Source organism: Paenibacillus sp. FSL H3-0286 (assembly GCF_045040705.1).
GTDB classification, from domain to species: Bacteria; Bacillota; Bacilli; order Paenibacillales; family Paenibacillaceae; genus Paenibacillus_AQ; species Paenibacillus_AQ odorifer.
Genome location: NZ_CP150285.1, coordinates 5,416,253 through 5,433,287 on the forward strand (window position 1 = coordinate 5,416,253; position 17,035 = coordinate 5,433,287).

The 17,035-nt window shown below is 47.1% G+C and carries 12 protein-coding genes; all 12 read right to left on the reverse strand.

Annotation, left to right across the window (positions count from 1 at the left end):
• Window positions 1–72: 72 nt before the first annotated feature.
• Entirely contained in the window at window positions 73–1,194 is a 1,122-nt protein-coding gene (gene ftsZ / locus MHB37_RS24310) for a cell division protein FtsZ (protein WP_076129065.1), read from the reverse strand.
• Window positions 1,195–1,255: 61 nt separating this feature from the next.
• Window positions 1,256–2,518: a cell division protein FtsA gene (ftsA, locus tag MHB37_RS24315; protein WP_076129063.1), complete on the reverse strand. Its 1,263-nt coding sequence runs from the start codon at window positions 2,516–2,518 to the stop codon at window positions 1,256–1,258.
• A 343-nt stretch (window positions 2,519–2,861) separates the two neighbouring features.
• Window positions 2,862–3,617, reverse strand: coding sequence for a cell division protein FtsQ/DivIB (locus MHB37_RS24320; RefSeq protein ID WP_076129061.1), 756 nt, complete (start codon window positions 3,615–3,617; stop codon window positions 2,862–2,864).
• A gap of 65 nt (window positions 3,618–3,682) precedes the next feature.
• Window positions 3,683–4,966 (reverse strand): UDP-N-acetylglucosamine 1-carboxyvinyltransferase, encoded by a 1,284-nt coding sequence (gene murA, locus MHB37_RS24325; protein WP_036683642.1) that lies wholly within the window; start codon window positions 4,964–4,966, stop codon window positions 3,683–3,685.
• 205 nt (window positions 4,967–5,171) lie between these two features.
• Complete coding sequence (gene murG / locus MHB37_RS24330; RefSeq protein ID WP_076129058.1) at window positions 5,172–6,284, reverse strand: undecaprenyldiphospho-muramoylpentapeptide beta-N-acetylglucosaminyltransferase; 1,113 nt, start codon at window positions 6,282–6,284, stop codon at window positions 5,172–5,174.
• A 5-nt stretch (window positions 6,285–6,289) separates the two neighbouring features.
• Window positions 6,290–7,387 (reverse strand): stage V sporulation protein E, encoded by a 1,098-nt coding sequence (gene spoVE / locus MHB37_RS24335; protein WP_036683647.1) that lies wholly within the window; start codon window positions 7,385–7,387, stop codon window positions 6,290–6,292.
• A gap of 49 nt (window positions 7,388–7,436) precedes the next feature.
• Window positions 7,437–8,858 carry a UDP-N-acetylmuramoyl-L-alanine--D-glutamate ligase gene (murD, locus tag MHB37_RS24340; RefSeq protein WP_076129056.1) on the reverse strand — a complete coding sequence of 474 codons (1,422 nt, stop codon included), beginning with the start codon at window positions 8,856–8,858 and terminating at the stop codon, window positions 7,437–7,439.
• Between the two features lie 3 nt (window positions 8,859–8,861).
• Entirely contained in the window at window positions 8,862–9,827 is a 966-nt protein-coding gene (mraY, locus tag MHB37_RS24345) for a phospho-N-acetylmuramoyl-pentapeptide-transferase (protein WP_036683653.1), read from the reverse strand.
• Between the two features lie 21 nt (window positions 9,828–9,848).
• Window positions 9,849–11,255 carry a UDP-N-acetylmuramoyl-tripeptide--D-alanyl-D-alanine ligase gene (gene murF, locus MHB37_RS24350; protein WP_036683655.1) on the reverse strand — a complete coding sequence of 469 codons (1,407 nt, stop codon included), beginning with the start codon at window positions 11,253–11,255 and terminating at the stop codon, window positions 9,849–9,851.
• On the reverse strand, window positions 11,252–12,739 hold the full coding sequence (locus tag MHB37_RS24355) for a UDP-N-acetylmuramoyl-L-alanyl-D-glutamate--2,6-diaminopimelate ligase (protein ID WP_038572864.1): 1,488 nt from the start codon (window positions 12,737–12,739) through the stop codon (window positions 11,252–11,254). The genes murF and MHB37_RS24355 overlap by 4 nt, the downstream gene beginning before the upstream one ends.
• A 55-nt stretch (window positions 12,740–12,794) precedes the next feature.
• Window positions 12,795–14,720: a stage V sporulation protein D gene (locus MHB37_RS24360; protein ID WP_076129053.1), complete on the reverse strand. Its 1,926-nt coding sequence runs from the start codon at window positions 14,718–14,720 to the stop codon at window positions 12,795–12,797.
• A 79-nt stretch (window positions 14,721–14,799) separates the two neighbouring features.
• Complete coding sequence (locus MHB37_RS24365; protein WP_076217859.1) at window positions 14,800–17,034, reverse strand: penicillin-binding transpeptidase domain-containing protein; 2,235 nt, start codon at window positions 17,032–17,034, stop codon at window positions 14,800–14,802.
• Between the last annotated feature and the right edge of the window lies 1 nt (window position 17,035).

Sequence of the window (17,035 nt, forward strand, 5' to 3'; positions counted from 1 at the left end):
AAAGCACCGCATTGCCCTAGCTCTATTAGCTGGGGAATACGGTGCTTCATATCTTTTAATAAAAATATTTAATTAGTCATTGTTGCCACGATTACGGTTACGCAGGAACGTCGGAATATCTAATTGATCTGACGTATTCTGATTCCCGAACGGACGCAGATTAGCAGCGTTCTTATCCGGTGCTGCCGCTGGCTCGTTATTCGTCGAGACCGGACGGCGTCCTGGTGCTTCAGGTGATGGTTTATGTTCAAAGCCAGTAGCAATTACTGTTACTTTGATATCATCCTTCAGGCCTTCATCAATTATCGCACCAAAGATCATATTCACTTCAGGATCAGAGGCGGATGTAACAATCTCAGCCGCTTCATTGACTTCGTATAGAGAGAGGTTAGATCCTCCCGTAATGTTCATAATTACGCCGCGGGCGCCTTCAATAGACGTTTCCAAGAGTGGGCTCATGATGGCTTTACGTGCTGCTTCAGACGCACGGTTCTCACCATTTGCAATACCAATACCCATAAGGGCTGAACCGCGCTCTGTCATGATCGTCTTTACATCCGCAAAGTCAAGGTTAATCAGACCAGGAACCTTAATTAGGTCAGAGATACCTTGAACAGCCTGCCGGAGAACATTATCTGCTTCACGGAAAGCTTCCAACATCGGTGTTTTCTTATCAACAATTTCAAGCAAACGGTCATTTGGAATGACGATTAGCGTGTCGACTTTTTCTTTCAAAGCTTCGATTCCAAGCATTGCCTGGTTATAACGTTTTCTTCCTTCAAAAGTGAACGGGCGAGTCACTACACCCACAGTCAGGGCTCCACACTCTCTAGCAATTTCAGCTATAACTGGTGCCGCACCTGTACCTGTACCGCCACCCATTCCTGCAGTAACAAATACCATATCTGCACCTTTAAGGGTATTCGAAATCAGATCACGGGATTCCTCCGCTGCTTTCTTACCGACTTCTGGGTTGGCGCCTGCACCCAAACCGCGGGTCAGCTTGTCCCCAATCTGCAGCTTGTGCTCCGATTTGGCCATATGCAACGCTTGGGCGTCTGTATTAACCGTAATAAATTCTACACCCTGAACGCCGTTTTCAATCATCCGGTTGACAGCATTACTACCTCCGCCGCCCACGCCGATGACTTTTATTTGCGCCAAGCTCTCCATTTCAAAATCAAATTCTAACATATTGTTCCATCTCCCCCTCAATGTGCTTGGATGGCCGGTCCAAGTATATCTGGACTTACACTTATATAAACTCGCTAAACATATTTTTTAGACGCTCCACAAATCCGGGCTTCTGAACAGTTTCCTGACTCGGAGCGGCGTTCTGCTTGCTCCGGTTGACCGTCTTTTTGTTGCTGCTTCCACCACTGTTTCTTCCACGGAAACTACGGACAACATTATGCAGAATACCGACACCGCCGGTAAACCCAGGGTCCCGTACACCGATATAATCCGGCACGGCGATGCGTACAGATGCAGCCAGCTCAGTCTGAGCAGCCTTCAATACACCCGGCATCGAAACAGTCCCACCTGTTAGTATATAACCTCCAGGCAGTTCACTGTAACCAAGCCGTTTAACTTCTTGACGAATCAGGTGGAATATTTCTTGCACCCTTGGCTCGATAATGGCCGCCAGATCCTCTTGGTTAAATTCCTTCTCCACGTTACTGCCAATGCGCAATACCTTGAAGACAACGTCTGAGGCTGCATCGTCAATCCAAGCACAACCATATTTAAGTTTTACCTTCTCCGCTTGATCAGTAAGTGTCCGAAGTCCGTAGGCAATATCATTGGTTACGAATTCTCCTCCGATCGGAATCGTGGAGGTTGCACTAAGAGAACCCTCTTCGTATATGGCTATTGTTGTTGAGCCCGCACCGATATCAACCAGAACAGATCCCATCGATTTCTCGTCCTTGGACAGCGCCAATCCACCAGCTCCAAGAGACATCAGCACAAGATCCTTTACCTTCAGCCCTGATTTCTCAACACAGCGTAGTAGATTATGTATTGGCGTCTTAGCACCCGTAATGATTGTTGCCTCAACTTCCAGACGAACACCAATCATTCCGCGCGGGTCTTGAATTCCTTCAAGACCATCGACGATAAATTGTTTGGGAACAACATCAATCACTTCACGCTCCGGAGGCATAGCAATGACTTCCGCAGCTTTAATTACGCGATCGATATCATCATCGCCGATTTCACGATCCTCATTCTGAACGGCCACAACGCCGTGGCTGGATTGCAGGCCAATATGATTACCGGAAATGCCTACATAAACCTCTGATATTTGAATACCCACCATCTGCTCTGCATGATCTATAGCACTTTTGATCGATTGCACAGTTTGGTCGATATCTACAATCGCGCCTTTACGTATTCCTTCCGAATCGGCAGATCCAACGCCAATAATATTAAAGGTTCCATTGGTAACTTCCCCAATTATTGCCCGAACTTTGGATGTACCGATGTCCAAACTAACAATGATGTCATTGTTGCTCAAGTCCTATGGCACCTCCTGTTATAATCATAATTAATTGCATTACCTTATCCCGGTCCCGGGAAACTTCTCTGTACATATTCAACATACCTAATCCTTTCCCTCTTTTTTCTACAAATTTTTTGAACGGAATAATATTCCAACATCCCCAAATGTGAATAGTTACTCATATGTTATTGTAAAAATAGCAATTATCACAAGAAATATCGGCCTAATTGGTCATTTCAACCAAATATAGTACTATATCTCAAAAAAATCGAAGAAAAAAGAGGGATATAGCTTATTGCCCGTAACTCCGATTGTAGCATTTTTTTAACTCTATTAGTAGGGACTATTTACCTCCACACTACTCTTGCGCAACATCTTCTTCATCGCTTACAACCTGAAAGGGAACATATGAATCGGCTTCTAGCATTTTAATCAGTCCAGGCTGTTCAGTCTCTATAATCTGATTCAAATAGGACACCTTGCTCTTTAGCAATGAGATGGCTGTAATCACCTCAAAACGGGATCTAGTATAGAGCTTGATCCGGTCTGGAAAAGACAAGGTCGGCGAGGGAACAATCTCAGAGATATCACTTGTCAATTCATTAGGAATGCTTGCTAATGCTTGACATAGCTTAGCCTTATTCGGATCTTCCGGGTCCCAGTTCGTTAATATGGGTTTCTCAACGGCAATTCCTGTCTCATTAACAGGGACTGCAGCTCCACTGGATAGAATTGCCTTCAAGAGGCCTCCCTGTTCCAGTTCATAGGCTACCGCTGGAAATTCCTCAATCTTCACTGTGATCACCCCGGGGAAATCCTTCTGCACGCTGACGTCTTTAATCGTCTTAAGCTTCAGCAGAGATTCTTCCACAGCTTTCGTTGATACAGCAAAGAATTGCCCACCTATTTTAATTCCACTTTGTGAGAGTAGCTCTTCACTAGTAGAATACTTACTACCTTGAAAATCTATCACTGTAATATGGCTAATAGACGATCTAAAAAAAATCACAGCAAGAAGCGCAGTGAACAGCAGCAGCAGGATCGCCGTAATCTTACGGCTCATTTTTTTCTTAGGCTTGTCCTCTTTAAGAAGAGGTAATCGGGTTGTAGTCATTCTCATATTCTCCGTAATAAGGCCCTGTCTCCTTCTCTGGGAGATCTGGAAGGAGACAGGGAGCTTTAATTGGCCAAATCAAGTGGATCCGTTACAGGCACCTTACGGCTTATACGCGCGCCAAGCTTCTGAAACAGCTTCTCTATTCCATCATAACCACGGTCAATGTGATGCGCTTGCTCAACGACCGTAGTCCCTTGTGCAGCAAGCCCGGCAATGACCAGAGCTGCACCCGCCCGCAAATCAGTAGCTTCCACAGTAGCACCATACAATCTCTGAACGCCGCGAATAAACGCACGATTCAAATCGATAGAAATGTCAGCACCCATCCGGGCCATTTCTTCCACATGTTTGAACCGTCCCTCAAACACCGTCTCCTTGATCACACTAAAACCATCGGCGAGCGACAGCAGCACCATGACCTGAGATTGCAGATCCGTCGGGAAAGAAGGATAAGGAGAGGTTACAATTCTCTCAACCGCACGCGGACGCCCCATGCAACTGACATTAATTATATCATTGCATACTGTGATTTGAACACCAGCCCGCTTAAGCACATGAATAAGCGAAGTCAGATGCCCGGCGTTCGTATGTGTCAAGGTCACATTCCCACGTGTAGCTGCCGCAGCAATCATTACAGTTCCAGCCACTATCCGGTCTGGGATTACCTCGTACGTACAGGGATATAAGTTTTTGACACCCTGGATCGTAATGGTATCCGTGCCTGCACCGATAATCTGAGCACCCATACTATTCAAAAATTGCTGTAGATCCTGTATTTCCGGCTCTCTTGCTGCTCCCGATATCGTCGTTGTCCCCTCTGCCTTGGCGGCAGCCATCATAATATTCTCCGTGGCTCCAACACTTGGATAGTCGAGATGAATATCACTCCCTACAAGCTTTGAGCCCCGACAGGATATTCGTCCGTTGCTTTCCTCGATCTCCGCCCCCAGTGCTTTAAGACCCTGCAAATGAAGATCGATTTTACGCTCCCCGATCGCACAGCCACCAGGCTGATAGATCGTTACCTCACCAAATCTGGATAACAGCGGTCCCATTAAAAAAATGGAAGATCTCATCTGCCGCATCAAATCCTCAGGTACATGAGATGTCCCCACGGCTGACGTATCTATCGTCACCGTATCCTCTTGATGCACGCACCTGCAGCCCAGCCGATCCAAGATGTCTAGCATAGTCTCGATGTCCAGCAGCTTCGGCACATTATGCAGTGAGTGAACTCCTTCGGCCAGCAGGCTTGCCGCTAGAATCGGCAGCGCCGCATTTTTTGCTCCATGGATACGAATGGTGCCTGACAGGGGACTTCCACCCTCAATCACCAATTTGTCCAATGTATCACCTCCGAGATTACCGCTCACCCACCACAAACACTTCCGATACAAGGTCATATGAAATGTACAAGATTATCCTGCACTACCTTTCAGGTTAGGAAGTGTCCTGGGTGATTGTCACGATTATAGGATTATCCTATGTTCGTTCCTCCAAGTGTGTGACAGAGAGCTGCCAATAAGGAAAAACCTCTCAAAGGTTAATGGCTTAAGACTGTTTACCGGCTAGTCTTCGGAGTTCGTTAGTGACAATGGCAGCAGAATCCCTTTTGCCCAATCGTTTGGAAGCCTCGGACATTTTTTGGCGTACAGCTTCAGTTCCAATGATTGCTTGCACAGCTTCATAAAGCGCCTTACCATTCAAATCCTTCTCAAGCAGCACCACAGCGGCCCCTTCGCGTTCCAGCTGTCTTGCATTCGCCTCTTGGTGATTATTCGTCACATTAGGAGAAGGGATAAGTACAGAAGGAATGCCCAGCGCTGTAATCTCAGCGAGAAAGGATGCCCCCGCCCGATTTACGATTAAGGAGGTACAAGCCAAGACCTCCGGCATATTGTGAACATAAGGTAGGACATGCAGCCAGTTAGGTGTGCTACCCAGCTTCTGACGCAATTCAGCACGGGTATCCTCAAAATAAGGCTCACCTGTAACGTAAACATAATGAACACCATTACCCTTACCCACAAATGGGGCCATTTCAATCATGGCTTTATTAATAGCCTTAGCCCCTTGACTGCCGCCAACAACCAAAACAACCATGCTGTTATCCGGAATGCCCAGCGAGGCAAACCCCCGTTGTGGACTAGCCGTAGTAACGGTCGTTGCCCGAGGATTACCTGTGTAGATTACGTGCTTGCTCCCCGGAAAAGCAGATTCTGTCCCTTCAAAGCTTACGGCCACTGTACTCGCGTAACGACTTAGAAAACGATTTGTTAAACCAGGGATAGCATTTTGCTCATGGATCAAGGTTGGGATGCCCAGCCGGGATGCAGCGTAAACGACTGGACCACATACATAACCGCCTGTACCAATTACAACATCAGGCTTAAACTCTCTTAACATTTCTTTGGAAGCCTTAACACCCTTTAAAAAACGCATCACCGTCTTGACGTTGTCCATGGACAGCTTGCGCCGAAAGCCAGTGATGTCGATAGATTTGAAAGGGATATTCTCTTGGGGAACAAGCTTGCTCTCTAAGCCACGCGTTCCACCAATATACAGGAAGGTAGATTCACTATCTTCTGATTCCAGTTGTCTAGCAACAGCGACTGCGGGATAGATATGACCACCCGTGCCTCCGCCGCTTAATACGATACGCATGTCTTTCACCTCGCATAACGGGATAAGTTCAATAGAATGCCCAGGGAGGTTAACATCAGTGTAAGCGAAGAACCTCCATAGCTAATCAGAGGAAGCGTAATGCCTGTTACAGGCATCAGACCAATGACCACACCAATATTAATAATGACTTGCACAGCCACCATACAGACGATGCCAACGGCCAAATAGCTCCCAAAACGGTCAGGCAGACTCATCGCCACCTTCATTCCGCGCCAGATTAGAATAAGAAACAGGATCAACACTGCCAAACCACCGATAAACCCCAGTTCCTCGGCCAATATAGAAAAAATAAAATCGGTCTGCGGCTCAGGTACATAACTGTACTTCTGCCGGCTCATTCCAAGTCCGAGACCCCCGAGCCCTCCAGGCCCAATCGCGTATAGCGACTGAATAATCTGGTAGCCTGCACCGAGGGGATCGGACCAAGGATCAAGAAAAGCGGTGATCCGCTGCAACCGGTAAGGTGCTGCGGCAACCAAAGCAACAAAACCAGCCACCCCAGCTACTCCTAGTGAGAGTAGATGTTTCATTCTTGCCCCAGCTGTAAAGACCATCATCAAGGCTGCGCCAAACATAACGGTACCTGTACCCAGATCCGGCTGGAGCATAATCAGTGCAAAAGCTGACCCGATAAGCGCTAACGGTGGAAGTAAGCCACGAGTGAAGGAGGTGATATCATACTCTTCTTTTCCCAGCCAATTCGCCAGAAATAGAATCATCCCCATCTTCATGAACTCGGAGGGCTGAATCCCGAAGGAACTGATTCCGAGCCAGCTGCGCGCTCCCCCGCGAACTACACCAATGCCGGGAATAAGCACCATAACGAGCAGGATAAAGCAGACAATCAGTGCCGGCTTAGCCAGCTTTTTTAACACTTTGTAGTCTGTATTCGCTGTTACAAACATTGCAACAAGTCCCAGTCCTGCAAACAAAAGCTGCCTCTTTACAAAGTAAAACGAATCTCCATAATTGCGGAAGCCTAAAACAGATCCGGCGCTGTATACCATCACCATGCCGATCACCAGCAGAGAAAGAATGGGAATCAGCAACCAAATATCGGGAGCATGACGAGTTTTGTTCATCAGGAGCACACCTCTTGCATCCGTAGTAGGGGCTTATCCACCCCCCTACTTAAAGGTTATGCACCGCCTCTTTAAAAATACACCCGCGCTCTTCATAGGATGTAAACATATCCCAACTAGCACATGCAGGAGACAGGAGAACGATATCTCCTTCTTCCGCCAGAGCGGAAGCTTCCCGCACAGCTGCTTGCAGCACGGCGGCGGCGCTCTCCCCATTATCGACGGAGATAATCTGCTTTAATCCTGCCAGCTGTGCTACATTTATTAGCTTGTCCTTGGTTTGTCCTAACGCCACCAAAGCTTTGACGCGTCCGCTCAGGACAGGCAGCAGCTCCATATAATCGGAGCCACGGTCTAATCCGCCAGCGATCAATACCACCGGCCGCTGAAACGATGTCAAAGCCGTAATTGTCGCTTTGGAGTTCGTTGCTTTGGAATTGTTATAATAAGCGGCTCCAGCCTTATCAGCTACATACTCCAGGCGGTGCTCCACACCGCGAAAAGAAGAAAGCACTTCGCTTAATAGAGAGGGGTCCGCTCCAGCGGCAATAGCAATTCCACAGGCAGCCAGCGCATTCCCCACATTAAAGCGACCCGGAAGGGCGATGGAATCCACATCCGCGATTATCGTTTCCTTGTCCGCAGATTCGCGATAGATAATGTGGCGCTTCAGCTCATCATCTTGCCCCGTAATGTAGGACGGGCTAACAAATACTCCATGAGGCAGCTCCTCAAACAAGGAGAATGGAAGAATCGAAGCCTTCATATAGGGTACAAGTTCCCGGCAGACAGGATCATCCCAGTTCAGCACTGCTGTATCCGTAGCTAATTGATTAGCGAACAGCTTGGTTTTGGAATCCACATAATCTTTCATGCTTCCATGATAATCCAGATGGGTCTCTGCAATATTCAGCAGACAGCCTATCTTAGGGCGGAAGGTCTCCGTACCTTTAAGTTGAAAGCTGCTAAGCTCAACTACCATCCAATCATCCTTTGTAGCCTCTTGTGCAGCCTGACAGAGAGGCGTACCAATGTTGCCCGCAACTATAGGGTTCATTCCCGCAGCTTCCAGCATATGGCCTACCCAGGTCGTCGTTGTCGTCTTACCATTGGAACCCGTGATCCCGATCACCGGCGCTGCACAAAGTCGATAAGCCACCTCTACCTCTGTGACCACTTCAATTCCAAGCTCAATTGCCTTTTGTACAGGGGGCGCAGAATAAGGAATGCCTGGATTCTTGATTACCAGACTTACACCTTCATGAATAAGACCTTCCGGATGCCCACCGCATATAACACAAATTCCCAAAGATTCCAATTCGGAAGCTTCGGGACTTTGATCTCTTTCCTTTTTATCGTTCACCGTAACTACAGCGCCGCGTTCATGCAGCACTTTAGCCACCTGGACACCGCTTTTAGCAAGCCCAAGAACCACAACTTCTTCACCACGATACTTATCTGGATGTTTCATTCTCTACAACCCCTTGCTAATAAATAGTCCCACAGCAGCCAACACCAAGCTAACCGCCCAGAACGAAATTACCACACGCCACTCCGACCAGCCACCAAGCTCAAAATGATGGTGAATCGGGCTCATTCTGAATACACGTTTGCCACGGGTTTTAAATGAAACGACTTGAATCACAACGGACAACATTTCAATTACAAAAACACCGCCAATGATGAGAAACAGCAGCTCACTCTTCGTGACAATAGCAATAGCACCTATCGCGCCACCAATACCAAACGAACCCGTATCCCCCATAAATACTTTAGCAGGGTGGGCATTAAACACAAGAAAGCCAAGTACAGCACCAATCATTGCCGCAGCACATACACCTGCCGCAATAGACGTAGCCTGCATTGCCACCACCGCGTATGCTGCCAAAGCAATGGCGCTAACCCCAGACAACAGTCCATCGACTCCATCTGTAAAGTTAACGGCATTCGTCACTGCCATCATCATAATAATGATGAATGGATAATAGAACCAGCCACCCCAATCAAAGCTGAAATCAGTACCTGGAACGCTGATACTTGTACTGTGTCCGGCATAGATCAGAAGACCGCACATTAAAGCACCAACCAGCAGCTGTCCAAATAACTTTTGACGTGCTGTGAGCCCTAAGGAACGCTTAAACACAATTTTGATATAGTCATCCAAAAATCCGATCAATCCAAAACCAAGCGTAGCTACAAGCAGTACATAAAAATCTGTATTCACCACAGAAAATTTCAGATAAGACAAGGTAAAAGCTACGATAATCACGATACCGCCCATAGTCGGCGTTCCCGCTTTCTTCAAATGGGTTTGCGGTCCGTCATCTCGCACCTGCTGTCCGAATTTCATCCTGCGCAGAAGCGGAATGAAGAGCGGAGCGGCAATGACCGCAAGGATAAAGGAAACAGCAATAGTCAATAACAATAGTTGATAATCCATGGGTACACCCCCTCCAATGATTTAGGTCTGTTGAATATCTTTATTTAGGCTCTGAAGCACTTCCTCGAGCTTCATCCCTCTTGATCCTTTAAATAGAACAATATCCTTAGCACTGCATTTCTCTAGAAGGACAGCGGTTAGTTCCGCTTTATCTGTAAAAGCTTTGACGCGCTCTTTGCCGAATTTCTCTTCTGCTGCTTTGGCAATATGAACAGACAATGGTCCGTAAGTACATACAAAATCAGTTAAGGAAGGGTCAAGGTAGTAGCCTATTTCTTGATGAAATTCTACTTCCTCCGGCCCAAGTTCCAGCATGTCCCCGAGCACAGCGATTTTATTGCCACTGCATTTCATAGATTGCAGGACATCTATAGCCGCCTTCATAGAAGTAGGGCTGGCATTATAAGCATCGTTTAAAAGCGTAAGTCCGGAGGAAGTCCGAATCACTTCAATCCGCATGCCCGTCAACTTGAGCTTGCTCAGACCGTCCTTCATATTCTGCTCCGTAACCCCAAAATGACGAGCAACCGCTAGTGCAGCCAGAGCGTTAACAACGTTATGCTGACCTGGCAGCGGTAATGTAAAAGCATGTTCCTTATGACGGCTTGACGTGAACGTCATGCCACCAGTATGGGACATCATCCCTGTTGGATAATCATCATTATCCTCATTTAGACCAAATCGGAAGGTTCTCATCCCTTCTGGAGCCTTAAAAGTGGACTCTTGCATTACCTCAGTCAGCAGCGGTTCGTCACCATTATAAATCAGCAATCCCCCCGGCTTCAGCCCTTCAGCAATCTCCAGCTTGGCGCGGGCTATTTCTTTACGTGACCCCAGCTGCAGTAAATGCGACTCGCCTACATTAGTAATTACCGCTACGTCTGGTTCAGCCAAAGAAGCCAGCAGAGCAATTTCTCCCCGCGAGCTCATCCCCATTTCAAGTACAGCGATCTCTGTATCCTCAGCCATGGATAAAATAGTAAGCGGAAGACCGATATGATTATTGAAATTCCCCGCTGTTTTGTGCACTTTGAACTGCACTTCAAGCAGAGACATAATGATATCTTTTGTTGTTGTTTTCCCGTTGCTGCCCGTAACAGCGACAACCTGCGGAGCCACTTCCTTCAGATAAGCAGCGGACAACTTCTGAAGAGCCTCTAGCGTATCTTCAACAATAATAACTCCGCCACCTTCAGGTACCGGTCCTTTATCGCGTTGCCACAAGGTTGCACCCGCACCAGCAGCCAGTGCTGCGGCAGCATAATGGTGACCATCGAATTTGTCTCCAGATAGAGGCACAAACAGGCAGCCGGGTGTGATCTTACGGGAGTCGGTAACGACTCCCGTAAGGGTTGTATTCATAGCTTCGACAGCAGCAGGTTCCCCTGCGCACATGGCAGCAATATTTTCAAGCGTTCTTGTAATCAATAGTTTCGGCCCCTTATAACTTCTTTAGCGACGATGCGGTCATCGAAATCATGAACCACTCCGCCAATCAGTTGATAGGTCTCATGACCTTTCCCCGCAATCAATACTACATCGCCAGGGCTTGCCATTTCAATAGCCTTCCCGATAGCTTCTCGGCGATCAACAATCATATGATACCGGTCAGAGGTGACTCCATCCTCTACTAGTCCTGCTTCTATATCCTTCAAGATTAGTTGAGGGTCCTCCGTCCGGGGGTTGTCAGAAGTTACGAATACCATGTCGCTATATCGTGCAGCGATCTTCCCCATTAATGGACGTTTCGTCCGGTCTCTGTCACCGCCACAGCCAAACACTGTAAGCACTTTGCCGGTAGCAAATTCGCAGACCGTTTTTAATACATTCTCTAGCCCGTCTGGTGTATGTGCGTAGTCAACGATAACAGCAAATTCCTGACCTTCGTCCACTGACTCCACCCGTCCAGCTACACCATCGATTGCCTCAAGACTAGTCTTGATATCAGCCAGAGAGACATCTTCCAATAAAGCAGCTGTAATCGCCGCGAGTGCATTGTAGACGTTGAACTTACCAACCATACGGAGCGAAATGTCCGTCTTCCCCTTAAACGTATCTACATGGAAAAAAGTTCCTTTTGCAGTGATCGATATTTGCGAAGCTCGGACATTAGCGTTGTTATCAATGCCATATGTAATCACTTCCGCCGCAGTTTGGGCTGCAAAATATTGACTGGCTTCATCATCCGCGTTCAACACCGCATATTTGCGTTCTTCCTTCCACGGAGAGATCACATTTCCCAATCTGGAGAAAAAGAGCCCTTTAACCGCCCGATACTCCTCCATTGTATGATGATAATCCAGATGATCTTGGGTTAAGTTCGTAAAAATTGCCGTACGGAAGTCCGCACCCTTCACACGTCCTTGCTGAAGTGCGTGAGAGGATACTTCCATTACGCAACATTCCACACCTTTGGAAGCCATATCATGAAGGGAACGCTGCAGATCTAGCGATTCTGGAGTTGTGCCTGACATAGGGTAGCTTTTGCCGTCATAGCGCATTTGAATCGTTCCAATCAGACCTGTCTTCATATTCTGATCCTGCATAATCCGCTCAATGAGATAAGTCGTTGTTGTTTTGCCGTTTGTGCCCGTCACCCCGATCATTCTCATCCGGCTGCTAGGTGAGCCAAAGAATGCATTCGACATGACAGACATCGCAAACCGGCAGTCATCTACAACAATCTGCGGGATATCAAGCTCCAGCTTGTGCTCACATACAATAGCCGCCGCTCCGGAGGCTACTGCTTGCGGCGCATATTTGTGCCCGTCCACGGTGTGGCCAGGCAAACAGATAAATAGATCTCCCGGGCCTACACGGCGGGAATCCGTCTGAAGATCAGTAATCTCCACATCTCCATCCCCGTATAGTTGCGAAGTAGCAAGACAAGCAGATAATTCGTTAACTTTCATAGTAATCCCTCACTCTACATTTTCGGATACGAGCTGAAACCTTATACCTTAATCATTATTCACTAGATGCTCCCATATAAATCCTGATGGTTGAGCCCTGTTCTACTCTGGCCCCAGCCTTAGGAGCTTGATTGATGACCGTATTTCCTGTGCCTGAACGTGCAAGATTAAAATTCATATTTAAATCCTCATAGATATCCTGCACCGTTGCTCCGGTAAGATCAGGTACGGTCACTATCGGAGTTTCGCCATACTTATAAGTTTTGGGAAGCTGATCACTGCGCTCCGGAACCTTCATATAGTGCAGCGAGTCTTCCAAAATATTTTGCACGATTGGAGCTGCAACCACACCCCCAAATTGAATCCCTTTCGGATTATCCACGGCAGTGTACACAACGATCTGAGGATCATCCGCTGGCGCAAAGCCAATAAAAGAAACAATGTGCTCTGTTGGAGAATAACGTCCATTTACAACCTTCTGTGCAGTACCCGTCTTGCCACCTACACGATAGCCGTCAATAAAAGCCGGCCGTCCTGTGCCTTTGGCAACCACGCTCTCAAGTGCTGCCCGCACCTTCTTGGATGTCTCCTCCGAAATGACCTGCCGCACAAGCTCTGGCTTCACCTCTGATACAGTCTCTCCAGTAACCGGATTAACCCATGCTTTTGTTACATGCGGTTTATAGAGATTACCGCCGTTGATAGCCGCGGATACCGCAGCAATCTGCTGAATAGGCGTAACCGAAACCCCTTGACCAAAGGCTGTAGTCGAAAGCTCTACCGGACCTACTTGATTAAGCTTGAACAGAATACCATTAGCTTCCCCATTCAGATCAATTCCCGTTTTGCTGCCAAAACCAAAATCCCTAATATATTTGAAAAGTGATTCTTTTCCCAGCCGTTGCCCTAAGGCGACAAACCCAGGGTTACAAGAGTTCTCAACTACCTGTAGAAAGGTTTGACTACCATGACCGCCCTTTTTCCAGCAGCGCAGCTTTGCCCCCGCCACCTCGATAAAACCCGGATCATAGAAATGATCGTTCTGAAGATCTACTTTACCTTCCTGCAGCGCAGCAGCCAGAGTGATGATTTTGAACGTTGAACCAGGTTCATAGGTCATCCAGATAGGCAGATTCCGGTTGTAAATCTGCGCATCATATTCCTTGTATGATGCTGGTTCATACCCCGGTCTGCTAGCCATGGCTAGTATCTCACCATTCTTCGGATTCATAGCTATAGCCCAAGCACCCTGCGCCTGATATTTCACCATAGCCTGATCAAGCTCACGTTCCATAATGGACTGGATCTGTTTATCAATCGTCAGCTGCAGATTAAGTCCGTCTTGAGGGGCAGAATATTTCTCAGATGAGCCAGGCATAAGTCTTCCACCTGCATCAGACAAATAAGAAATATTACCGGCTATGCCTTTGAGCAGATTGTCATATATACTCTCTACTCCTGTAATGCCCTGGTTATCTATACCTGTGAAGCCTAGAATATGCGCGGCTAAATCGCCGTAAGGGTAATACCTTTTGCTATCCTCAGCGACAACGATGCCCGGCAGCTGCAAATCACGGATGCTCGCGGCAAGATCCATCGTAATTTTGCGGCCGCCGGGCTGAAGTTTCACCGACATTTCTTTTTTGGACAGCAATGTCATCAGCTTCTCCTCAGTCATCCCAAGCAGTGGAGCTAATTGCTGTGCTGTCTTTTGCTTCTCTTTTACCTGCACCGGTACTGCATACACTGTAGGTGTGGTGATATTAGAAACGAGCGGCACACCTTCACGATCCATAATTTCACCACGTTTAGCGGTAAAAGGAATATTGCGGCGCAAGGAATCTTCTACCTTCGCAGTCAATTCCTCGCCTTGAGATAATTGCACATACGCAAGACGCACGACCAGCGAACCGAATAACACTGCCAGTCCCAGCAATGTCCACAGCATTCTCCGCCGTGTTACGACTTTGGAAACCTTCATTCCGTTCTCCCCCACTTTCAACAATAGACATGAGCTCTTATCTTCATGACTATTCGGGACAAACAGGGGTTAGAACAAGCTATGTTCCGCTCTCGGAATCTGTCCCCTCATCAGCAGGCGGGGCCACGGGAATATCTTCGCCATAATCATTTAATGGCTTCATTTTCAAAGTGACCAAGGTCTTGCCATTTTGCGTTCCTACAATCTGTTCTGAGACGTAACCTTCACCGTCTACCGCAATCTCTACTTTTAGTAGAGTTAGAATTTCAAGTGCATCACGCAGGGATTCCCCTTTTAAATCTGGAATGGTAGGCTGAGCCCCCTGCGGACTTAATAAATAGATCCGTTGCCCTGTAGCAAGCTTAGTACCTGCCTCAGGATATTGACTCTCTACAGTAGATCCTTCACCGACCACTACATAATCGAAGCCTTGATCCAAAAGTGCTTCTCTTGCTTCCTTCATCGTCTTGTCTGTTAGATCTGGTGTAGTCCGAAGTGCGACTGTTTCAGTCTTAGCCGGCTTTTTACTGCTGCTATCACTAGCCTCAGACGCCAGCTTAGGTACTCCCATGTATTGCAGAGACTGGGATACAATCTCTTTAAATACTGGAGCAGCTGCCTTACCGCCGCCAACCTCAACGTTCGGTTCGTCAATAATGACAATAACAGCGATCTTTGGATCATCAACAGGAGCATAACCAATAAAGGAGACAAGTACTTTGGATTTCACATAATCCTTACCTTCAACCTTGATAGCCGTTCCTGTCTTACCTGCCACGCGATAGCCGTCAATATAAGCGTTGCGGCCTGTTCCTTTTACTTGGTCAGCAACAACCTGCTCCAAATATTCACCCGTTTTCTTGGCACTTTCCTCATCAATCACCTGACGCACTACACTAGGCTGAGTAACCTTTGTCTCACCAGTGTTAGGGTTTGTGACCTCCTTAACTACATACGGAGTCATCAACTTCCCCCCATTAGCTATAGCAGATACGGCAACTAGCTGTTGAAGTGGGGTTACTAGCACTTTACCGTGTCCATATGCGAGTGTCGCAATTTCTATAGGACGTCCAAGGTTAGGGTTAACGACCCCGCTTACTTCTCCCGGCAGATCGATTCCCGTTTTCTCATTGAAGCCAAAATCATTGATATACTGTAATAGCTTGTCCTGTCCGAGCATTTCATATAGCTTAACGAATAGAACGTTACTAGAACGTTTCACACCTTCAAGAAAACTGATTTGCCCCCATCCAGCATGATTAATATCATGCAGTGCCTTACTATATCCCTTTATCCGGATGGACCCGGACAAAAATGTCGCAACAGGATCAAAAAGCTTTTCTTCTACTGCGGCGGCAAGCGTTACAATTTTGAAAGTGGAACCAGGCTCGTATTTAGATTTAATAGCATGATTATAGAATCCCGCCCCATCAGCCCCGGTCTTCCAAAATTCATTTGGATTATAGGTAGGCATATTGGCTAATCCCAAAATCTCCATCGTGTTCGGATCAGCAGCAATGACACTCATACTTTTTGGCTTATATTGCGCATACGCCTTTTGCATGGCCTCTTCTATATAATGCTGGATCGTACTATCGATTGTAAGCTTGAAATTACTTCCATTTACTACTGGCTTATAGGTATCTTGTGAATCCGGCAATTTTACCCCTTGACCGTCACTTTGATAAAGCAGCTTGCCATCGGCACCCTTAAGCTCCGTATCAAAGTATTTTTCCAGTCCCATGATAGCATTGCCGTCCCTATCTGTATAACCTAAGATATGTGCAGCTAATTCATCTTTTGGATAATATCGTTTCTGCTCTCTAACAAGCCCAATACCGGTCTCTTGAATTTTATGTTCTTTACCTAGGGCTACATAAAATTCTTTCACCTTATCGGCAAGCTCCTGATCAATCTTCCAGCCTTCATTACGAATCTCACGGTTCTTGAGGTAAGCACCCGTCTTTTCGTCCTTGGCTTCAACCAGCTTACGCAGCTCATCCTCTGGTTTGCCGAGCAATTCGTGTAATCCTGTGATGACCTCTTCCCCGATGCCTTGTTGTTGAATCACTTCAGGATTCACCACCACGGTATAAGCAGGGACATCGCTAGCAAGCACACTCCCGTTACGGTCAGAAATCGTACCTCGCTCCGCTTTGATAGTTGAGGTATGCGCCCAAAGTGTGGCGGCCTTTTCCTGCCATTCCTCACCTTGCATAACTTGAATCCAGAATACTCTAACGATCAAAACAAGAAAAAAGAGGGTAATACACCCTCCTATAAACAGCGTGCGAAGTTTTATTCTTTTCAGCATA